At 76.1% G+C, this 19,578-nt stretch carries 19 protein-coding genes; 10 read left to right on the top strand and 9 right to left on the bottom strand.

Annotated features, from left to right (window positions below):
* The first annotated feature begins 206 nt into the window (after window positions 1-206).
* Window positions 207-659 (top strand): peptidoglycan-binding protein, encoded by a 453-nt coding sequence (locus ACFC1T_RS22155; protein WP_375891083.1) that lies wholly within the window; start codon window positions 207-209, stop codon window positions 657-659.
* Between the two features lie 192 nt (window positions 660-851).
* On the opposite strand, the gene ACFC1T_RS22150 is transcribed toward ACFC1T_RS22155, so the two are convergent.
* On the bottom strand, window positions 852-2,000 hold the full coding sequence (locus ACFC1T_RS22150; RefSeq protein ID WP_375891081.1) for an erythromycin esterase family protein: 1,149 nt from the start codon (window positions 1,998-2,000) through the stop codon (window positions 852-854).
* A gap of 94 nt (window positions 2,001-2,094) precedes the next feature.
* Between ACFC1T_RS22150 and ACFC1T_RS22145 the strand changes: the two genes are divergently transcribed.
* Window positions 2,095-2,865 (top strand): TioE family transcriptional regulator, encoded by a 771-nt coding sequence (locus ACFC1T_RS22145; protein ID WP_375891119.1) that lies wholly within the window; start codon window positions 2,095-2,097, stop codon window positions 2,863-2,865.
* Here ACFC1T_RS22145 and ACFC1T_RS22140 read toward each other — a convergent pair.
* From ACFC1T_RS22140 to ACFC1T_RS22115, 6 genes are all read right to left on the bottom strand, one after another.
* Window positions 2,775-3,224, bottom strand: coding sequence for a hypothetical protein (locus tag ACFC1T_RS22140; RefSeq protein WP_375891079.1), 450 nt, complete (start codon window positions 3,222-3,224; stop codon window positions 2,775-2,777). The genes ACFC1T_RS22145 and ACFC1T_RS22140 overlap by 91 nt on opposite strands.
* Window positions 3,225-3,261: 37 nt before the next feature.
* Window positions 3,262-6,393, bottom strand: coding sequence for a bpX6 domain-containing protein (locus ACFC1T_RS22135; RefSeq protein WP_375891077.1), 3,132 nt, complete (start codon window positions 6,391-6,393; stop codon window positions 3,262-3,264).
* Window positions 6,393-8,063 (bottom strand): hypothetical protein, encoded by a 1,671-nt coding sequence (locus ACFC1T_RS22130; protein ID WP_375891075.1) that lies wholly within the window; start codon window positions 8,061-8,063, stop codon window positions 6,393-6,395. The genes ACFC1T_RS22135 and ACFC1T_RS22130 overlap by 1 nt, the downstream gene beginning before the upstream one ends.
* Window positions 8,064-8,220: 157 nt before the next feature.
* Window positions 8,221-8,754: a hypothetical protein gene (locus ACFC1T_RS22125; RefSeq protein WP_375891073.1), complete on the bottom strand. Its 534-nt coding sequence runs from the start codon at window positions 8,752-8,754 to the stop codon at window positions 8,221-8,223.
* Window positions 8,751-10,064 carry an AAA family ATPase gene (locus tag ACFC1T_RS22120; protein ID WP_375891071.1) on the bottom strand — a complete coding sequence of 438 codons (1,314 nt, stop codon included), beginning with the start codon at window positions 10,062-10,064 and terminating at the stop codon, window positions 8,751-8,753. The genes ACFC1T_RS22125 and ACFC1T_RS22120 overlap by 4 nt, the downstream gene beginning before the upstream one ends.
* A 33-nt stretch (window positions 10,065-10,097) precedes the next feature.
* Window positions 10,098-11,003: a LysR family transcriptional regulator gene (locus ACFC1T_RS22115; RefSeq protein WP_375891069.1), complete on the bottom strand. Its 906-nt coding sequence runs from the start codon at window positions 11,001-11,003 to the stop codon at window positions 10,098-10,100.
* Between the two features lie 124 nt (window positions 11,004-11,127).
* Between ACFC1T_RS22115 and ACFC1T_RS22110 the strand changes: the two genes are divergently transcribed.
* From ACFC1T_RS22110 to ACFC1T_RS22095, 4 genes are all read left to right on the top strand, one after another.
* Window positions 11,128-12,189 (top strand): bile acid:sodium symporter family protein, encoded by a 1,062-nt coding sequence (locus ACFC1T_RS22110; RefSeq protein WP_375891067.1) that lies wholly within the window; start codon window positions 11,128-11,130, stop codon window positions 12,187-12,189.
* A gap of 78 nt (window positions 12,190-12,267) precedes the next feature.
* Window positions 12,268-12,876 carry an exonuclease domain-containing protein gene (locus tag ACFC1T_RS22105; RefSeq protein ID WP_375891066.1) on the top strand — a complete coding sequence of 203 codons (609 nt, stop codon included), beginning with the start codon at window positions 12,268-12,270 and terminating at the stop codon, window positions 12,874-12,876.
* A gap of 118 nt (window positions 12,877-12,994) precedes the next feature.
* Window positions 12,995-14,251, top strand: a complete 1,257-nt coding sequence (locus ACFC1T_RS22100; RefSeq protein ID WP_375891117.1) for an arsenic transporter — start codon at window positions 12,995-12,997, stop codon at window positions 14,249-14,251.
* A 19-nt stretch (window positions 14,252-14,270) separates the two neighbouring features.
* Entirely contained in the window at window positions 14,271-14,765 is a 495-nt protein-coding gene (locus ACFC1T_RS22095) for a universal stress protein (protein WP_375891064.1), read from the top strand.
* 272 nt (window positions 14,766-15,037) lie between these two features.
* Here the strand turns inward: ACFC1T_RS22095 and ACFC1T_RS22090 are convergent, their stop codons facing one another.
* Complete coding sequence (locus ACFC1T_RS22090) at window positions 15,038-15,601, bottom strand: hypothetical protein (RefSeq protein WP_375891062.1); 564 nt, start codon at window positions 15,599-15,601, stop codon at window positions 15,038-15,040.
* A gap of 312 nt (window positions 15,602-15,913) precedes the next feature.
* On the opposite strand from ACFC1T_RS22090, the gene ACFC1T_RS22085 reads away from it, so the two are divergent.
* Genes ACFC1T_RS22085 through ACFC1T_RS22070 form a run of 4 tightly spaced genes read left to right on the top strand, consistent with a single transcriptional unit; the run spans window position 15,914 to window position 19,314 of the window.
* Complete coding sequence (locus tag ACFC1T_RS22085; RefSeq protein WP_375891060.1) at window positions 15,914-16,849, top strand: ABC transporter ATP-binding protein; 936 nt, start codon at window positions 15,914-15,916, stop codon at window positions 16,847-16,849.
* Window positions 16,846-17,592, top strand: coding sequence for an ABC transporter permease (locus ACFC1T_RS22080; RefSeq protein ID WP_375891059.1), 747 nt, complete (start codon window positions 16,846-16,848; stop codon window positions 17,590-17,592). Before ACFC1T_RS22085 ends, ACFC1T_RS22080 begins: the two co-directional genes overlap by 4 nt.
* Before the next feature lie 7 nt (window positions 17,593-17,599).
* Window positions 17,600-18,715 carry a sensor histidine kinase gene (locus ACFC1T_RS22075; protein WP_375891057.1) on the top strand — a complete coding sequence of 372 codons (1,116 nt, stop codon included), beginning with the start codon at window positions 17,600-17,602 and terminating at the stop codon, window positions 18,713-18,715.
* Window positions 18,712-19,314, top strand: coding sequence for a response regulator transcription factor (locus tag ACFC1T_RS22070; protein WP_375891055.1), 603 nt, complete (start codon window positions 18,712-18,714; stop codon window positions 19,312-19,314). The genes ACFC1T_RS22075 and ACFC1T_RS22070 overlap by 4 nt, the downstream gene beginning before the upstream one ends.
* Before the next feature lie 43 nt (window positions 19,315-19,357).
* Here the strand turns inward: ACFC1T_RS22070 and ACFC1T_RS22065 are convergent, their stop codons facing one another.
* Window positions 19,358-19,546, bottom strand: coding sequence for a hypothetical protein (locus ACFC1T_RS22065; protein ID WP_375891053.1), 189 nt, complete (start codon window positions 19,544-19,546; stop codon window positions 19,358-19,360).
* Window positions 19,547-19,578: the final 32 nt, after the last annotated feature.

Genomic DNA, 19,578 nt, shown 5'->3' with positions numbered 1-19,578 from the left:
GCGGAACCCCGCCGGGCCGGCACGGGTGGGCCGGCCCGGGCCGCCGGTGGAGGCGGAGGTTCGGATTCGAAGCTCCGCCGGTCGGCCAGTGTGGGCGCAGTACCGGCCATCCGGCCCGGTTCGGTTCGTGGGCGGCGGCACCCGTGCCAGAGTGACGGTGTCCAGACAAGTCACCCGTCCCGCGGGTGTCCCGAAGGGGGCTGCACATGCGCTCGAACGTTCTGGTGAAGGCGGTCGTCGGTGCCACGGCCGTGGCCTGCATCGCCGTCGGCGGCCTGGCCGGTGCCGGTGCCGCCGTCGCGGCGACGCCGACCGGCGTCCAGCAGGCGGCGGAATCCGGGCCCGCCGGGCTGGCGGCGGTCGTCAACCTCGGGCTGAGCACCTCGCAGGCCGCCAAGCTCCAGGCCCCGCTCAAGCAGTACTGGGGCTACACCGGCGCGATCGACGGCCAGCTCGGCACCGGCAGCTGGCAGGCCATGCAGCGGTTCCTGCGCGCCGACTGGGGCTACACCGACGCCATCGACGGCATCGTCGGGACCCACACGGTGGAGGCGCTGCAGCGCTGGTTGAAGAGCAACTGGGGCTACACCGGCGCCATCGACGGCGACGCCGGCACCGGGACCCGGGCCGCGTTCGCGCGGTACTGCGACTCGCTCTGATCCCGGGCGCCGCAGCGAGGCGCCACCCGGCGCGGGGCCGGGCCGGCCGGCGTAAACTGCCGGCCCGGTCCGTGAAGCGCCCCGCGTCGGCTCCGGTCAGCAGGCCCGCCGGGAGCCGCCGCCCGTACGCCACCAGGAGCAGGTGCTCCGCCCGCCCCTCCACCGGCAGCGGACCGGGGCCGTGAGGAGCCGCTACCCGGCCGCCGCCGCGCCGTCGGCGATGTGGAGCAGCGCGGCGGCGCCGTCGAGGGTCTCCGGGTCGAGCGGGAAGTAGCCCTGGCGCGGGGTGGTGTCGGTCCGGGTGCGGGCCGTGCCCGGGAGCGGCGGGGCGGTCAACCGCCAGCCGCCGGGGCCGGACGGGAGCCGTGCCTCGTACGTCCCGGCCGGCGGCTCGCCGAGGCCGATCGCCTCGCTGCGCCCGAGGCTCCCCGCGACGAAGGCGTAGCGCTCGCCCAGCAGCGAGCCGACGATGTGGCCGGCGCCGTTCCAACCGCAGTCCAGCTCCCCCTGGGACCAGGCGCTGGGGTTGCGCTGGAGGTGCCGGTTGTGGGCGAACACCAGGGTCGGCCCGCGCCGGGCCTCGACGGCGCGGATGTCGAGCAGGTTCTGCGCCATCAGGGCGTCGCGCATCCGGATCAGGCCGGAGATCCGGGCGCTCGCCCCCAGGCCCTGGACGGCCGCCTGGGCGTGGTAGCGCAGCAGTCCGATCCCGGCCCGCAGCCGGACACCGGCCCGGAGCCACTCGGCGTGCGAGGTCGCGGCGATCAAGTCCGGTGCGCGTACGTAGAGTTGGTTGAGCAGGTCGTCGGCGGTACGGCGCAGCCGTTCGGCCTCGGGGGTGGCTCCGGGTGACGCGGCGGCGTCGAGGATCGCCTCCTCGCGTTCCCAGCGCTCGTCCTCCCCCGTCAGCGCGGCGACGTCCAGGTCGAGCCGGAGGAAGTCACGGGCGTGTTCGAGGTAGCGGCGCGGGCTGGGCGCCGTGGTGTTCTCGGTGGGGAGGTCGAAGCCGTGGCACGCCACTTGCTCCCCGGCCTCCCGGTCGCGGTTGAACTCGCGCATCCAGGCGACGAGTTCGCGGTTCGCGGGGTGGGCACCGAAGCCGTGGGTGAAGCCTTCGGCGAGCACCGCGTCGAGGGTGCCCACGCCGTGCCGGACGTGGTCGTCCACCGCCAGTGCGGCCACCCGGTCGGTCTCCAGGGCGATCGAGCGGAAGCCCTGGGCCACGAGTCGGGCGAACAGCCGGTTGCGGACCAGCCCGAAGGCCGGTTCCTGGTGCGTCGGCTCGCCGAGCGCCAGCAGTTCGCAGGAAGGGGTGCGGAAGTCTCCGATGTCCTGGCTCATGAACCTCAAGCGTATCCTTGAAAGCTCGGTTGAGACTTTCCGCGTCTCGGCCCCGCATTTTCGATGAGAAGTCTCAAACCAGGAGGTCACCGCCCTGCGCCCTGCCGACCTCGCCCGCGAGCACGGCCTCTCGACCCAGGCCGTGCGCAACTACGAGCGCGACGGCTTCCTGCCGCCCGCCGAGCGCACCCCCACCGGCTACCGGATCTACACCGAGCGCCACGCCGCCGCGCTGCGGGCCTTCCTCGCCCTCGTCACGGCCTTCGGGCACGCGACGGCGGCCCTGGTGATGTCCGCCGTCAACGCCGACCGTCCGGACGAGGCCCTGACGGCGCTCGACCGGGGCCACGCCCAGCTGCTGCGCGACCGGGAGACCCTCGCCACCGTCCGCCGCGCGGTCGAGGACCTCACCTCGGCGCGCCCGGCCACCCGGGCCGCGACGGCCGTCCCCGGCCCGCTCAGCATCGGCGAACTCGCCCACCGGCTCGGCCTCACCCCCGCCACCCTGCGCACCTGGGAGACGGCCGGCATCCTCACCCCGGCCCGCGACCGCCCCGGCGGACACCGCTCCTACCGCCCCGAGGACGTCCGCGACGCCGAACTGACCCACCTGCTGCGCCGCGGCGGCCACCCGCTGGCCCACATCACCACCGTCGTGCGGCAGGTCCGCACGGCGGGCGGCACCGACTCCCTGGCCGCGGCGCTGGACCACTGGCAGCAGCGCCTCACCACCCGGGGCCGGGCGATGCTCACCGCCGCGGCCCGGCTGGACGCCTATCTGTACCCGGACCCGGACCCGCCCGACGGCCCCGGCCCGCCGGGCAGTTCCGTGCTCGGGACGCGGCGCCAGTCCCACCCGGGGTGACGGGCGAGCAGGCCGAGGAAGTCGTCAGAGGGGATGAGCTCCCAGTGGTCGGTGTCGACGATCGCGGCGAGGCCGGGCAGGACGTGCCGCAGCAGGGCCCGGGCCGCGTCCATCGACTCGCTCGCCACGCGAACGGCGTACGGCTCCCCGATCCGGGCCGTGACCTCGTCCAGGTGTTCCGGCTCGTAGTCGCGCAGCACCTCCCCCGACAGGTCGAGGGAGTACGCGCCGCCTCCCCATTGCACTTGGTCGTCCTGCGGCGTCGGCCAGTGCCAGAACGGGCCGAGCGCGCGGAAGCGCGACTCCAGTTCCGGACGCCGCTCCGCCGGGACGAGAACGATCACCACCGGCCAGGACACCGGCCCACCTCCTCGAACGCCATCCGAACCATCACCGTCAGCCGGCCGTGACCCGCAGGTTGGCCAGCAGCTCCGTGCCGTCCGCGCGCACCGCGAACACCCGCCCGCCGCGGTGCCAGCAGGTCACCGCCCCGGCGTGGGCGCGCAGCCGGAGCGTGGGGTCGGTCGTCGCCCCGGGCAGCAGGGCGGTGAAGGCGGTCCCGGAGGTGCCCCCGACGGTGGCCCGCAGGCCGTCCTCGGAGCGCTCGGTGAACGCCCAGTGGGCGCCGTCGGCGCCGAGCGCCACCGGGGGGCCGGTGACGGTCCGCTCGGCGCTGCCCCGGCCGGTCCAGCTGAGCACCGTCGTCCCGGGGGCTTCGCCCGGCCGGGCGGTCAGCAGCCGTCCGTCGGCGAGCGCCACCCGGTCGTCGGCGTCGTCCAGGTCGACCGCCGTGCGGGCGCGCAGCTCCCAGCCGGGCTGGTCCCAGCGCCACAGTTCGGTGAGTTCGGCGGTGTGGCCGCCGGCCCGGGTGTGGACGACCACGGCGCAGCTCGCGGGGGTGCGGGCGATCCGGCCCACCGCCTGCTGGTCGTTGCCGAGTTCGCGGTGGACGACGGTCGGGCGGGTGGCGTCGGTGTCGAGCACGGCGATGCCGTCCTGGTCGACGGTGAGCAGGTGGCGGCCGTCGTAGGAGGGGACGATCGCGCGCACCCGCAGGGCCGTCCACCGCTCGACCCGGCGGGTGGCGAGGTCGAGCCGGAACAGTTCGCGGACCGCCCCGTAGCGGGCGACCAGCAGCGCGGTGCCGCCGTGGTCGGCGACCACCAGCTGCTCGGCGGGCACGTCCCAGCGGGCGCGGGTGCGGCCGTCCGGGCCGAGCAGCCGTACGCCGGCCTGGCCGCAGGCCACCAGCACCAGGCCGGAGTCCAGCCGGGCCGCGTCCAGGACGGGCAGGGTGCCGGGGCGGTCGGCGGCGGTGACGGCGAGCGCCCCGCCGCGGCCGGGTCCGGTCCGCCGGGGCTTCGGCAGGTCGGCGGCGGCCAGCGGGTCGGCGCGCTTCAACAGCCGGTTGTGGAGGGTGCTTTCGGAGCGTACGGCGGCTTGGCCGGACAGTCCGCCGGTGCGCACCAGGGAGCGTACGGCGAGGGTGGCGAGCTCGCGGTCGAGGGCCGGGTCGGCGCAGCGCAGTTCGGCGAGGGCGGCGACGGCGGCGCCCTGCTCGGTGGCGCCGGGCTCGGTGGCTCCTGGCCCAGCCCCGACGAGCAGGCGGCGGACCGGCTCCGCGGCGTCCTCGCCGAGCGCGAGCAGGTGGACCAGCGCCCTTCCCCGGGCCGCGCCGCCGAGTTCGGCGGCCTCCCGGAGGTCCGGCAGCACGCCCGGGCGCAAGGTCTCGTCCGGCCAGGCCGCCTCGACCGCGCCCAGCCGGTCCCCGGCCCGGCGGCGGTGGTCCACCCAGGCGGCGCGCAGGTCCCGGGCGGCCGCCGGGTCGGTGGCGGTGAGCCGTTCGACGGCGGTGGCGAAGGCACCGCGCCGGTGGGCGATCCGCACGGCCCGGTCCCGGTTCCCGGCACGCCAGTGCAGCCGGACCACCAGTTCCGCGGCCAGGCCGCGCCCTTCGGCGAGTTCGGCGGCATGGGCGGTGCGGCCGTGCCGGTCCAGCAGGGCGACGGCCTCGGCGGGCGCGGCCATCAGGTCGGCGAGCAGGTACGCGGCCTCGTCGATCCGCCCGTCCCGTTCCAGGGCCTCGGCGGCTTCCTGGTAGAGGCCGGTCAGGTACTCGTGGACGGTCGGCCCGCTGAGCGGCGTCGCCATCGGCGCCCCGCCGCGCTCCCGGGGGCTGGGCCGCAGGGCGCCCGTGAAGCGCTCGGGCAGGCGCAGGGTCAGCAGACCCCGCTCCGGGCCCGCGTCGGCGCCGCCGGAGAGCTGGATCGCGTCGCGCAGGGCGTCCTCCCACCGGCGCTGCCGGAAGGACCGGGAGAGCTGGTGCAGGTAGCGGGCGTGGCGCTCCCGGAAGAGCGCCCCGGCGGGGCTGCGCAGGGCGAGCCGGGCCAGCCACTGGCTGCCCGGGCGCCGGGGCGGACGCCGCCGGGCGGGGGCGGCCGGGGCCGTTCCGGGCGCACCGCCGCCTCCGGCGCTCTCCGCCGCCGCCCCCTGGGCGGCGCGGACGCGTTCGGCGAAGGCCGGGATCCTCGGCAGCACCAGCAGGGCGCTGCCGAGTGCCCCGAGGAGCGTCAGCAGGAGCCCGCCGCCGAGGCTGCCGGCCACCAGGGCGAGGACGCCGAGCAGCAGGCACAGCGCGAACGGTACGACGGACGCCCACCACGCCCGTCCGTCGACGGTGCCACGCGTCGCCGCGGCACGGGTGCCGGGCCGGCCGGGTCGGCCGGGCGCGGCGGTCCGCCCGGCCGGACGGGCCCGGGAACGGCGGCGGTACGTCAGTCCGGCGATCGCGCCGATCGTCACCGGAAGGACGATCACGGGCCCCTTGGGCACCCCCGTCGCCACGACCGAGGCCAGGAAGGACAGACCCAGCGCGAACACCAGGCCGGTCACGACCCCGGAGATCCGGCGCGCCTTCGCGGCGCCCGGACGCGGACCGGCCAGCAGCCGCCCCGCCCGCCGGCTGCGCCCGGGGACGCCGGCCGCGGCGCGCAGGTCCACGGCGGCCGGGCGCGGCAGCTCCGTCCCGACCGGTTCGGCCTCGACGGGGCTGCCGACCGGGCCCAGCCGGTGGAGGGTGAGCCCGCCCAGGTCCAGCCAGTCCGAGGGGTCCACGTCCGGCAGCTCCGCGATCGTCAGACGCTCCGTCAGACCACCTCTGGTGAGCACCAGTTCACCGGACCGGCCGGTCTGCCCCGGACTCGTCGCCAGCGCCCCGCCGACGGCGTGCAGCGGCGCGCCGGGAGCCCGTTCGGTGCGGGTCCGCACCGGCTTGGGCAGCTGCAACAGCCAGCGCCCGTCCGACAGTTCACTCAGCCGGGCGCCGAACCGCCAGTGCGCGAGGACGCGTTCGGACGCCTCGGCGACGCCGATCAGCGGCACATCGAGGAGGAACCCGGCCGCGTCGACGACCGGGCCGCCCGTCGCGGTACTGCCCGTCGCGGGGCTACCCGTCGCGGCGCTGCCCGTCGCGGGGCCGCCCGTCACCGCGCTGCTCGCCACCCGGCCGCCGGTCGTGGAACTGCTCATCAGTCGGTGCTCCTGATCACGGCGTGGGTGCGCCCGTCGGTCGCGTCCGCCACCACCACCCGGCCCGGGCGGGGTTCGGCGGCGATCAGCGGCAATCGGGGGTGGACGGCGGGGGCGGTCGTACCGCCGGAGAGCGCGGTGAGCGTGCGGACCGCGTCGGCCCGGACGGCGCGGACCAGCCCCGCGGCCCGGGTGCAGGTGATCAGGACGGGTTCGAAGCCGTCCTCGACCAGTCCGATCACCTCACTCTCCCCCTCCCCGAGGAGGATCCGGCGCTGCTCCCCCCGGCCCGGGCGGACCTCCCAGGTCCGCCCGTCCGCCGACCAGCCGACGGAGCCGCCGCCGTGCACCAGGTGCGGCGCCCCGGCCGCATCGGCGGGCAGCCGGACGGGCGACAGCCGGGGCTCCCGCGCGAACCGGAACGGGTGGCCGCCCGCGGTGGAGACGACCGGTCCGACCTCCGACACCCGCCCGCCGCGCTCGATCCGGCGCCAGCGGCCGGCCACCGGCAGCACCAGGGCGTCGCCCTCGCGCAGCAGCGGCAGCACCGGCCGGGCCATCAGCTCGGCGAACTCCGGGGAGCCGATCTCCGGCAGGCCGACGGCCGCCGACTTGATCCGGTAGCCGTCGGAGTCGCTCAACGCCCGTCCGCTGACGTGGAGTTCCAGCCGGTCGTTGCGCACGCACAGCACCAGCAGCCGCCCGCTGGTGCGCGCGGCCGCGATCACCGGGCCGAACAGCTCGTGGCGGCGCGGGCGCGTGGCACCGTCGGGGGCTCCTGCGCTCGACAGCGCCAGGGCGATCAGCACATCGCTGTGCCGGCCCCGGGCCAGCAGGGTGGCAGCGCCGGTGGTGAACGCGGGCAGCGCCCCGCCGACGGCGGGCAGTTGGGCGTCGAGCTGGGCGGAGGCCCGGAAGCCGCGGCCACGCAGGGCCCGGACCGCGACGCGCGCCGGGGGCAGCGGCAGCTCGACGGCCGACCCGCCGTCCACCCGGACCGTCACTCCGGCGGCGCCCTTCGCGCTCCAGCCCGCCTCCTCGCTCGCCACCGTGCGCCGCCGGGCGGGCAGCCGGGCCGCCAGCCGGGGCGAGGTGAGCAGCCAGCACTGCGCGGCCGGGTCCAGCGCCCGCTCCGCGTACCGGACGTCCTCGGGTTCGGGGTCGGTGTGCTGCCGGGCCTTGAGCCAGCGCGGCAGCAGTTCGGCGAGGTCGCCGCCGATCAGCCGCCCGGGCGGGTCCCCCAGGACGCCGACCAGCAGTTCGCTGCCCCGGGCCGCCGCCCGGCGGTGCAGCACGAGCAGCGCGGCCAGCTGGACCAGCCGCGCCGCGCCCGCCTGGGCCGGTCCGGCGTCCACCAGCACGACCACCTGGCCGCGGCTCTCGGGGGTGCGCAACTCGGTTTCCAGTTCCAGGAGTTCACCCTCGCTCCAGCGGCGCAGGAACTCCTCCGGGTACTCCTCGGCGAGCAGCCACTCGGCGGGCAGCAGCCGCTCCGGCCGTCGGCCGCGGGCCAGGCCGCCGTAGCCGTCCGGCTCGCCCTCGGATCCGGCGACGGGCTCCTGCGCGCCGATCAGGTCGTCCAGGCGGCGCAGCAAGGGGCCCAGCGCGGTGGCGAGTTCGGGGGTGAGCGCGGACAGCGTCCCGGCCCAGGGCGCGAGCGCGGCGGTCACGATCGACGCACCCGCGCCGGCCGCACGCTCTGCCCCTCGACCCGGCCGAGCGCCGGTTCGTCCGGCACCGCCGCCCGCCCGTCCAGGTCCTCGACCGTCGCCCCGCTGGTCACGCTAACGCTCCGCTCCACCTCGTACGGCTCCACCGTCCAGGCCCTCACTGCTCGTTCACTCGTTCCGCGCCGCTGCGCGGGGCCTGCCCTCCCGACTCCTCGCTGCCCGACTCCTCGCTGCCCGGCTCCCCGTTGCCCGGTTCTCCCTTGCCCGGTTCTCCGTTGCCGGGCTCCACGGTGCCGGGCTCCACGAAGCGGTCCAGGTCCGCCGGGTCCCGGACGGGCGCCGGCCGGTCGCCGACCAGCGCGTGGCCGGGGACGAGGACGCACAGCTGCCCGTCCGCCGCCCCGAGCGCCACCCGCCACAGGGCCGCGCCGGGCTGCGGGCGGGCCGTGGTCGGGACCAGCACGCCGTCGTCCTCGCCCAGGTAGCGGGCGCCGTCGGCCCAGGGCAGGTCCGGCGCCTCGCCGAGGACCAGCAGCGCCGTCCCGTCGGCTGCCACGGCGAGCCGGTGCCCAGCTGTCAGCCGGGCGCGCGTCGCGGTCGCGAGGGCGGGGACGGCAGCGCCGAGGGCGAGGACGGCGACCGGTTCGAGCGGTGGTTCACGGCGCTCCCAGCGGAGCGGGGCACCGGTCACGAGGGGGCGACCGCCGCGCCTGCCGTGACGGCCACGCCCGCCGTGACGACCGCACCCGCCGGGCCCGCCACGCCCGCCACGCCCGACGTGACCGCCGCGACCAGCCCGGCCCGGAGCCCGGTCAGCGGCGCCGGCAGGTCCGCCGGGTCGAACCCGGCGTCGATCTCGCGCAGCACGGCCTCCAGCCGCAGCCGGGAGTCCTGGCCGTCCGACAGCCCGCCGTGTTCGGCGAGCAGCGCGGTGCCCGTCCGCAGCAGGCGCTCGGCGCGGGCCGCGGTGCTGCGGGAGAGTTCCTCCGCGGTGTGCGCCAGGCTGCGGTTGGCGGCCCGGTCGATCAGGTCGGCGAGGGCCTCGCGGGCGAGCGCCTGGGTGTCGGCGGTGGGGGCGATCAGCGGGAGCACCCAGAGGTCGCGGGCGGAGGCGGCGGTGCGGCCGTCCAGGACGGCGGCCGCGGCGACCAGGTTCTGCGAGCGCACGGCCCGCCGGTCGCTGACCGGGACACCGGCCGAGCGCAGTCGGCGCAGCGCGGTGGCCAGCAGCGGGGTGACGGCGTCGAGGTCGCAGCGGCGGGCGGCTGCGGTCAGCCGGTCGAGGGCGCCGAGCAGGTCGCCGGTGACGGCGGGCGCGGCCGGGCGGCGGCCGGCCTCCAGGAGTTCCTCCAGCCGGCCGTCGGCGACGGGTTCGACGAAGACCCGGGCGAGGAACCGGTCCGCGAAGGCGGCCAGCGCCGGGTCCTCGGGCAGGTGGTTGGCCGCGCCGACGCAGATCCGCAGCGGACTGGCGAGCACGGTGCCACCGCGCCGGAAGACCCGCTCGTTGAGCAGGCCGAGCAGGGTGTTCAGGACGGCGGTGGAGCCGAGGAAGACCTCGTCCAGGAAGGCGATCTCGGCCTCGGGCAGCATCCCGGCGGTCTCGAACTCGACCCGGCCCTCCCGCAGGCGGCGCAGGTCGACCGGTCCGAACAGTTCGTTGGGCTCGGTGAAGCGGCCGAGCAGGTACTCGAAGTACCGCCCGCCGAGCTGCGCCGCGACCCGCCGGACCGCCTCCGACTTGGCCGTCCCGGGCGCGCCGACCACCAGCAGGTGCTCCCCGGCGACGGCGCACAGCGCCACCACCTCGGCCACCGTCTCCCGCCCGACCATGCCGCGCCCGGCGGCGGACACGGCCGCGGCGACGAGCTCGGCATCGGCGGTCGGCAGCCCGTCCGCCGGCAGCCCGTCCGCCGGCGGCGCGGCGGGCGGCACGTCGGCCCGGCCGGGCGGTACGTCAGCGGGGCCGGGTATCGAAGCGGCGGCGGAGGTCTCGGTCACGAGCACGGGAGTCTACGTTGCTCCGAACGCCCCTCACCAGCGGGTTTCCCCAGCAGCCGGTGCCTCCCCCGCCGTGGGGGCGCGGTGCAGCCGGAAGGCGTCCGCGAGGACGGCCCGGGCCAGCGCCCGGGCCGGGCCGCGGGCGGTGGTGCGCCCGGTGGTGAGGGCGAAGTCGGTGGTGCCCAGGTCCGGCAGGCCCGGTTGGTCGGGCAGCGGCCGCAGGCCCGACGGGATCAGGCTGCGGGCGTGCGGCACCACGCCGAGGCCGGCCAGCGCGGCGGCCCGGACTCCGGAGAGGCTGGTGCTGGTGCAGGCGATCCGCCAGGGGCGGCCGTCGCGTTCGCAGGCCTCCAGGGCGCGGGCCCGGGTGATGCTGGGCGGCGGGTAGACGATGAGCGGCAGCGGCTGCGCCGGGTGGTCCAACCGGAAGTCCTCCGCCGCGGCCCACACCAGCCGGTCCTGCCAGACCAGTTGGCCCTGGGCGTCGCCGCCCGGCGGGCGCTTGCCGAGGACCAGGTCGAGCCGCCCGTCGGCCAGCTGCTCGTAGAGCACGGCGCTGAGTCCGACGGTGAGTTCGAGGTCGACCTGGGGGTTGCGCCGCCGGAAGCCCCGCAGGATCTGCGGCAGTTCGGTGTGGACGAAGTCCTCCGAGGCGCCGAAGCGCACCCGCCCGCGCACCTGCGTCCGCGCGAAGTGGTCGAGTGCCTGCTCGTGCGCCTCCAGGATCGTCCGGGCGAAGCCGAGCATCTCCTCGCCCTCGCCGGTGAGCTGCACGGAGTGGGTGTCGCGCAGGAAGAACCGCCGGCCGGCGGCCTCCTCCAGCCGCCGCACGTGCTGGCTGACCGTCGACTGCCGTAGCCCCAGCCGTTGGGCGGCGCGGGTGAAGCCGCCGGTCTGGGCCACCGCGAGGAAGGACCTCAACTGCACCGGATCGAACATCTGGCCAGCCTATCCGCTGATATCACGAATCATGATGACAGTGAGTGCGGCCAGCGGGATTCCCACTCACCCGAACGGACGGCAGGCTGAGGCCGTCCCAGCCGAACCACCAGCGCGGAGAACCATGCCCCGCCCGAAGACCCCGATCCGCCCGAACACCCCGCTCCGCCTCCTCCGCTCCCGCCTGCGGATCGACCCGTTCATCGCCTCCCTGCTCGGCACCGTGCTGGTCGCCGCCCTGCTCCCCGCCCGCGGCGCCGCCGCACCGGTCGTCTCGGACGCGGCCACCGCCGGGGTCGCCGTGCTGTTCTTCCTCTACGGCACCCGGCTCTCCGCCCGCGAGGCCTGGAACGGACTCAAGCAGTGGCGACTGCACACCACCGTGCTCGCCGTCACCTTCGTCCTCTTCCCCCTGCTCGGAACAGCCGCCCACCTGCTGGTACCGAGCGTCCTGCCACCCGAGCTCTACCAGGGCCTGCTGTTCCTGACCCTGCTGCCCTCCACCGTGCAGTCCTCGATCGCCTTCACCTCCATCGCCCGCGGCAACACCGCCGCCGCGGTCTGCAGCGCGACCTTCTCCAGCCTCTTCGGCATCCTCCTGACCCCGCTGCTCGCCGCCGCCCTCCTGCACACCAGGGGCGGCATCTCGCCGGGCACCGTGCTGGAGATCGCCGAACAGCTCCTGCTGCCCTTCGCCGCCGGCCAGGTGCTGCGCCGCTGGATCGCCCCCTGGACGGCCCGCCACCGCTCCGTCCTCTCCCTGGTGGACCGCGGCTCGATCCTGCTGGTCGTCTACAGCGCCTTCGGCGCCGCCGTCGTCGGCGGGATGTGGGCCACGCTCTCCCTGCCCCGGCTGGCCGCCCTGCTGGCGGTCGAGTCCGCGCTGCTGGCCCTGGTCCTGACCGTCACCCTGCTGGGCGGCCGCCGCCTCGGCTTCGACCGGGGCGACCTGATCGCGATCGTCTTCTGCGGCTCCAAGAAGAGCCTGGCCAGCGGCGTCCCGATGGCCGCCGTCCTCTTCCCCGGCGCCGCCGCCGGACTGATGGTGCTGCCGCTGATGCTCTTCCACCAGCTGCAACTGATGGTCTGCGCCGTCCTCGCCCGCCGCTGGGCCGCCCAGGCCCCGGCCGTCGAGGCCCCGGCCATCGAGGCGGGCCGCCCGAACGAAGCGCTCGCCCGGGCCTGATCTCCGCTGGGGCCCACGACCAGGACAGCAGGAAAAATCCAGGTGCCCCGGCCACCCCTCGTCCCTACGCTTCCCGCCATGGACAGCACCGGGGCCGAGCGGCTCCTGAACGTCGTGGACGTCGAAGCCACCTGCTGGGCCCGCGGCCAACCGGCGGGCGCGGTCAGCGAGATCATCGAGATCGGGCTGACCGTCGTCGACCTGGCCACCGCGGAACGCCTCTCCCGGCACCGGATCCTGGTACGCCCCGCCCGGTCCACGGTCAGCGAGTTCTGCACGGAGCTGACCGGCCTCACCCAGCAGGAGGTGGACAGCGGGGTCGACTTCGCCGAGGCGTGCCGGCTGCTGGCGACCGAACACCAGGCCGGGTCCCGCCCGTGGGCCAGTTGGGGCGACTACGACCGCAACCAGTTCACCCGGCAGTGCCTGACCACCCGGACGCCCTATCCCTTCGGCCGGAGCCACACCAACGCCAAGATCGTCTTCACCGAGGCGTACGGCCTGCGCAAGCGCCCCGGCATGGCGCAGGCCCTGGAGCTCGCCGGGCGGCGGCTCGAAGGCCGTCACCACCGCGGCGAGGACGACGCCTGGAACATCGCCGCCCTCGTCCTCCACCTGTCCGAGCGGGGCGTCTGGCCGGATCCGTTGCCGACCGCGCCCACCTCCTCCGGCCAGGAGCGGGACTGACGGGCCGGGAGGCCGACCGGCCCCGGTTCGGCTCCCCCGCCCCTCCTGAGGTGCCGCGGTCCGGGGGGCTCTGGTTCGATGGGTGCCGTCGTCACCGCCGCCCGCGAGGAGCAGGACCCTGAGTACGTCGTTCGCCGAAGCGCTGTCCGTCGGCCTGCTGGTCCTGGTGCTGGTCGGTGCGGTGGCCCGGCCGTGGGGGTGGCCGGAGGCGGTGGTCGCGGTGCCGGCGGCGGGGCTGGTGGTCGCCACCGGGGCGATCCCGTGGGCGCACGCGGTGGCCGAGGCGGAGCGGCTCGGGCCGGTGATCGGGTTCCTCGCGGCTGTGCTGGTGCTGGCGAAGCTGTGCGACGACGAGGGGCTGTTCCGCGCCTGCGGGGCGTGGATGGCCCGCACCGCGGCCGGGAGTCCGCGCCGGCTGCTGGCGCAGGTGTTCGTCGTCGCGTCGGTGGTCACGGCGGTGCTCAGCCTGGACGCCACCGTGGTGCTGCTGACGCCGGTGGTGTTCGCCACCGCCGCCCGGCTCGGCGCCCGCCCCAAGCCGCACCTGTACGCCTGCACCCACCTGTCCAACACCGCCTCGCTGCTGCTGCCGGTCTCCAACCTCACCAATCTGCTGGCCCTCACCGCCAGCGGACTCAGCTTCACCCGCTTCGCCGCCCTGATGGCGCTGCCCTGGCTGGCGGCGATCGCCGTCGAGTACGTGGTGCTGCGCCGCTTCTTCGCCACCGACCTGGAGACGGGCACCGCACCCGACACCGAGGTGGCGGCACCGCAGATGCCGCTGTTCGCCCTGCTCACCGTGGCGGGCACACTGGCCGGCTTCGTGCTGACCTCGGTCGTCGGCATCGATCCGGCCTGGGCGGCCGCGGCCGGTGCCCTGGTGCTGGCCGTCCGGGCGCTCGCCCGGCGCCGTACCTCCCCGGCGGCGATCGTCCGCTCGGCCGCCGTGCCGTTCCTGGCCTTCGTCCTCGCGCTCGGCATCGTGGTCCGGGCGGTGGTCGACAACGGGCTGGCCTCCGCGCTCGGACACCTCGTCCCGGCCGGCACCTCACTGCCCGCCCTGCTGGGGGTCGCGGCGCTGGCGGCCGTCCTGGCGAACGTCATCAACAACCTGCCCGCCACCCTGGTGCTGCTCCCGCTGGCCGTCCCCTCCGGCTCCGGCGCCGTGCTGGCCGTGCTGCTGGGGGTGAACATCGGCCCCAACCTCACCTACGCGGGCTCGCTGGCCACCCTGCTGTGGCGGCGGATCGTCCGCGAGCACGACACCGAGATCGGCCTGGGCGAGTTCACCCGGCTCGGGCTGCTCGTCGTCCCCGCCGCCCTGACGCTGTCCGTGGTGGCACTGTGGGGGTCCCTGCAGATCATCGGAGTCTGAGCACGAGGAGGCCGACACCGTGACCGTCGTCGTCTGGATCGCCGAAGGCACCTGGCCCGCCTGCGTCGACGCCGCCCGCGTCCACGCGCCGCAGGACGCCGAGCTCGTCCTGCTGCACGTCAGCGGCCAGGACGTCCCCGGCGTCGCCCACGGCGCCTTCGCCGGCCTGCTGGGGCGCGGCCACCGCGAGCGCGACCCCGGCGACCAGGTGGAACGCCTCGCCGCCGCCTCGGGGCGGCACCTCCTGGACGCCGCCGCCGACCGGCTCGGACGGCCCTGCACCCGGGTGGAGCGCAGCGGCCGTACCGAGCGCGAGGTCGTCGCCGCGGCGGAGGGGGCCGAACTGCTGGTCCTGGCCCGGGACGGCGACCGCACCCGGCTGGGGCCCCACAGCCTCGGGCCCGCCACCCGCTTCGTCGTCGACCACGCCCCCTGTCCCGTCCTGCTGGTCTGGCCGGAACCGGCGCCGGGGGCCGACACCCTTCCCCCGCCCCCGCCGAACCTCCGACACTAGGGTCGTCCGCCTTCGAACTCCCATCGGACGGAGCGGCGTTGGGGCGCTCCCGGCGGAAGGCCGGGGAGGCCTCGGGCCGCACGTGGGAGTGCGCAGCCGAAGGCCGTGACCCGTGGCCGCACCGCCGCGGGGTGACCGGTTCGTGCTCACGCGAACCCCACGCGATCTCCGCAGAAGCCCCGCGCCGGACCGGTGTCGCGAGCGGGGCCGACCTGCGTAGGCTCCGCAGACACCCGGCACGGCACGCGGGCACCTACGGAAGATCGAATGAGTTACTGCACGCTCTGCCAACGACACCTCAACGGCGCGCTCTCCTGCCCAGGCTGCGGGCGACCGCAGGAGGCGCTCCCCCAGCAGGAGCCCGAACGCCCGGTCCCGGCCGCGCCCACCGCGGCCCCCGCACCCCGGAGGGCCCGGCGGCGGACGAGCCGGCGGCGCGGCGCCCTGGTCGGCCTGGTCGCGCTCGGCGCGGCGGCGGGCGGACTGGCCACCGCGGTGGTCGCCTTCGGCGAGGGCGACGGCTCTGCGGTTCCGCTCCCCCCGGGCGGTACGACGGCGTCCGCGTCGGTGGTCGCGCCGTCCACCCGAGGGACCGTCAGCGCTCCCCCGACGGCGTCGGCGGAGCCGAGCAGGGCGAGCTCCCCGGCGCAGCCGTCGGTCACCGCCACCCGGCCCGGCGCGTCGCGGACGACCGCCGCCCCGTCCCGCCCGGCGGCCCCGGTCGAGCCGTCCGCACCCCAGCCCGCGCAGCCCACCGCGGCGCCGCCCACCCGGCCCGCGCCCGGCCCGACCGCGCCCACGCCGACGCCGACCTCCACGCCGACACCGTCCTGCAAGCCGGTCCTGTTCTGGTGCGCCTGAGCCTTCGGGCCCGGTCGGCGGCCATCACGGCGGAGCGGGCCCGCCCACGGACCGGACGGGCGGCCTGGTGCGCCCGGCCGGTCCGGCCCCACTGCCCCGTACGCCTCCCCGGGAGCCGGAATCCGTGATCGGCCCGCTCGCCGGTTCACGTGCCCCCGCTATAGTGCGAGCACCCCCGATCCCTCCCGCCCGGGAAAGCTCCGGCGCGCAGGGATGACTTTCGTCATCTCGGGCCGGTGACACGACGGCACTGCCGCGCGCGGTCACCGGACGGGAGTCTGGTGACCATGGCAACGACACAGGCGGTGCTGACGGCCGAAGGGCTGCGGTACCGGTACGGAGAGACGCTCGCGCTGGACGGCGTGGACCTGCGGGTCGGTCCGGGCGAGTGCGTCGCACTGCTCGGCCCCAACGGCGCCGGGAAGTCGACCCTGGTGGCACTCACGGTCGGCCTGCTCGCGCCGCAGCAAGGGACGGTGCGGATCATGGGCGGTGACCCGCGCCGCGCGGCGACCCGCCGCCGTCTGGGCGTGGCGCAGCAGACCCTGGGGTTCCCGAACACGCTGACCGTGGACGAGCTGGTGCGCGGTGCCGCCGTCCGCGGCGGGCTGCGGGCGACGGCCGCCGGTCCGGCCCTGGCGGAGCTCGGGCTGACCGAGCTGGCGCGCCGGCGGGTCTCCAAACTCTCCGGCGGCCAGCGGCAGCGGGTCCAGCTGGCGATGGCGCTGGTCACCGAGCCGGCGCTGCTGGTACTGGACGAACCGACGGTCGGTCTGGACACCCGGGCCCGGCGGCACTTCTGGGAGGTCCTGGCGGAGCGCCGGGCGCAGGGCGCCGCGGTGCTGGTGACCACCCACCTGATCGAGGAGTCCGCGGCCCTGGCGGACCGGGTGGTGGTGCTCGACCGCGGCCGGATCCTGGCGGACGCGCCGCCGCAGGAGCTGGTGGCCCGACTGCCGGACCGTACGGTGACCGTCCGGACCGGCCTCGACCAGGAGCAGCTGGAGCGGCTGCCGGGCGTGCTCCGGGTCGGCCGGGAGCACGCGCTGGTGACGATCCAGACCCGCTCGCCGGAGGACCTGTTGCGCGTGCTGCTGGATCTCGACCCGGAGCTGTCGGAGCTGCGCGTGCAGGACGCCGGCCTGGCGGAGGCCGTGGTCGCACTCACCGACGGCCGTGATGACGCCTCGGAACGTACTCGGGAAGGCAGGGCGGCGGCGTGAACGTGGTACTGGGGCGGGTCTTCCGGTCCGAGTTGAGGGACGAACTCCGGTCGATCGTGCGGGAGCCCACCTCGTTGTTCTTCGGCATCCTGATGCCGGTCGGCTTCTTCGTCCTGTTCAACCTGCTGTACGGGCAGGGCGCCGTGCAGGGCCTCTCGGCCGGTACGGCGATGGTGGCCACCTTCGGCACCTACGGCGTGATCACCGTCGCCTCCCTGCAACCCGGGGTCGGGGTCGCCCAGGACCGGGACCTCGGCTGGCTGCGGATGAAACGGGTCTCCGCGGTCCCGGTCTGGATCAGCCTGGCCGCCAAGGCCACCGCCGCGCTGCTCTACGGGGTGGGCGTGCTGGCGCTGATGGGGGTGGCGGCCGCAGCCTTCGGCACGCTGCACGCCTCGCCCTGGGCGCTGCTGCGGGTGGCGGTGGTACTGCTGCTGGGCACCGTCCCGTTCACGCTGTTCAGCGTGGCGGTCGGCTTCCGGTTCCGCCCGGGGGCGGCGGTCGCGCTGCTCAACGCGGTGCTGTTCCCGCTGGCGGTGCTGTCCGGGCTGTGGATCCCGATCCGGCTGCTGCCCTCGGTCGTGCGGCAGATCGCCGAGTTCCTGCCCACCTACCACCTCGCCCAGCTCGGGCTCGCCCAACTCGGTGACGGCACCGCGCTGATCCACGTGCTCGCCCTGCTGGTCACCACGGCGGTGGCGGCGGGTGCGGCGGCGCGCTCCTACCGGCACGCGCGGATCTGAGGCGGCGGTGAGCGACTTCGACGGCGCCGCCTCCCGGTCCGTGGCCGAACGGCTGCGGACCTGGGAGTGGGTCTACCTCGGCTACCTGCTGTTCATGCCGGCGCAGCCGTACTTCTCGCCGGCGCCGGACCGGTGGGAGTGGCCGCTGGCGATCACGGTGTGCGCGGCCACGGTGCTGCTGTACGCCTTGGCCCTGCTGCGCGGGCGGTCGGCGTGGAGTGTCTGGGCCTCCGTGGTGCCGATGGCCGTGCTGGGCGCGCTGGCCACGCCGTTCAACGCCGCCGCGAGCGTGCTGTTCATCTACGCGGCGGCGGCCGCGGGCAACGCGCTGCCCTGGCCCGTCGCCCGGCGGTGGTTCGCCGGCCTGACCGTGCTGGACTGCGGCACCGCGCTGCTGTCGCAGGTGCCGCTCCCCTACCGGCTGTTGGGCTTCGCGTCGGCGCTCGTGATGATCTGGGTGGTCGGGCTGCTCGAACTCCGACAGCGCGACCGGCGGCAGGAGGCGGAGAACCAGCGGCTGCGCACCTCGCAGGTGGAACTGCTCGCCACGCTGGCGGAACGCGAACGGATCGCGCGCGACCTCCACGACCTGCTCGGGCACTCGCTGACCGCGGTGGTGATGCGCGCGCAGCTGACCAAGGAGCTGGTGCTCGCCGACCCGCAACGGGCGCGCGCCGAGGCCGAGGAGATCGAGCGCAACGCCCGGGAGGCGCTGGCCGCGGTGCGCAGTACCGTCACCGGTTGGCGGCGGACCACCGTCCGCGCGGAGCTGGAGGTGGCACGGCGTACGCTGGCCGGGACCGGGGTGACCTTGCGGGTGCGCTGTGCCGAGGAACCGGCCCTGCTCGCGGCGACCGACCACGAACTGGGGCTGGCACTCCGGGAGGCGGTGACGAACGTGGCCCGGCACGCGCGGGCCGCCACCTGCCGCATCGGACTGGACACGGACGAGGAACGGGTGCGCTTGGTGATCGCGGACGACGGCATCGGCGGCGACGCCCCGGAGGGCACCGGGTTGACCGGGCTCCGGGAGCGGATCGCGAAACTCGGCGGCGCGGTGCAGCGCTCCGGCTCGGCCGGTACGACGCTGGTCATCACGGTGCCGGTGGCGGTGAACGGATGATCCGGGTGGTGCTGGCCGAGGACCAGGGCATGGTGCTGGGCGCGTTCGCGTCCCTGCTGGACCTCCAGGCGGACATCACCGTGGTGGCGACGGCGACCAACGGCGACGACGCGCTGGCCGCGGTGCGCGAGCACCGGCCGGACGTGCTGGTGACCGACATCGAGATGCCCGGCCGCACCGGTCTGGACCTGGCCGTGGAGCTGAACCGCCTGGGCGACCCGACCCGGGTGCTGATCGTGACCACCTTCGCGCGCAGCGGCTACCTGCGGCGCGCGGTGGACGCCGGGGTGTCCGGGTACCTGCTCAAGGACGCGCCGATCGGTGAGCTGGCGGCCGCGCTGCGCCGGGTGCACGCGGGCGAGCGGGTGGTCGCGCCGGAGTTGGCGGTGGCCGCGTGGGACGCCGCCGATCCGCTGACGGAGCGGGAGCGGGAGCTGCTGCGGGCGGTCGCGGACGGGGCCGGCAACGCCGCGATCGCGGCGCGCCTGTGCCTGGCCGAGGGGACCGTCCGCAACTACCTGTCCAGTGCGATGGCCAAGTTGGGCGCGCGCAACCGGACCGACGCGGCCAAGATCGCGCGCACCCGCGGCTGGCTCTGACCGGCGTCCGCCACCGGTGGCGGACGCGGTTCCGGCCGTGCCCCTACCGGTCGTCGTCCCTCCGGTCACGCCTCCGGTCGCGGCCACCACCGTTGGTGGTCACGTACAGGGCGCCGAGCAGCATCCCGCCCACCACGCAGACGCCGACGCCGATCGGGGAGCTGATCATGAAGCCGCCGACCACGAGCGCCGCGTAGACCATCGGCGCGGCGGCCCTGAGGTTCCTGTTCATCCGTCATCCTCCTTGGTTGCCATCTGGTTTCC

The sequence above is a fragment of the Kitasatospora sp. NPDC056076 genome (assembly GCF_042266305.1).
Taxonomy (GTDB): domain Bacteria; phylum Actinomycetota; class Actinomycetes; order Streptomycetales; family Streptomycetaceae; genus Kitasatospora.
The sequence above is the reverse complement of the archived record's forward strand: the minus strand, read 5'-3'. Positions and strand labels throughout refer to the sequence as shown.

Excerpts from the sequence above, each read along its gene's own strand:
- ACFC1T_RS22155 (WP_375891083.1), top strand. The coding sequence starts at position 207 with ATGCGCTCGAACGTTCTGGTGAAGGCGGTCGTCGGTGCCACGGCCGTG.
- ACFC1T_RS22150 (WP_375891081.1), bottom strand. The coding sequence starts at position 2,000 with ATGAGCCAGGACATCGGAGACTTCCGCACCCCTTCCTGCGAACTGCTG.
- ACFC1T_RS22135 (WP_375891077.1), bottom strand. The coding sequence starts at position 6,393 with ATGAGCAGTTCCACGACCGGCGGCCGGGTGGCGAGCAGCGCGGTGACG.
- ACFC1T_RS22115 (WP_375891069.1), bottom strand. The coding sequence starts at position 11,003 with ATGTTCGATCCGGTGCAGTTGAGGTCCTTCCTCGCGGTGGCCCAGACC.
- ACFC1T_RS22110 (WP_375891067.1), top strand. The coding sequence starts at position 11,128 with ATGCCCCGCCCGAAGACCCCGATCCGCCCGAACACCCCGCTCCGCCTC.
- ACFC1T_RS22105 (WP_375891066.1), top strand. The coding sequence starts at position 12,268 with ATGGACAGCACCGGGGCCGAGCGGCTCCTGAACGTCGTGGACGTCGAA.
- ACFC1T_RS22085 (WP_375891060.1), top strand. The coding sequence starts at position 15,914 with ATGGCAACGACACAGGCGGTGCTGACGGCCGAAGGGCTGCGGTACCGG.
- ACFC1T_RS22070 (WP_375891055.1), top strand. The coding sequence starts at position 18,712 with ATGATCCGGGTGGTGCTGGCCGAGGACCAGGGCATGGTGCTGGGCGCG.
- ACFC1T_RS22065 (WP_375891053.1), bottom strand. The coding sequence starts at position 19,546 with ATGAACAGGAACCTCAGGGCCGCCGCGCCGATGGTCTACGCGGCGCTC.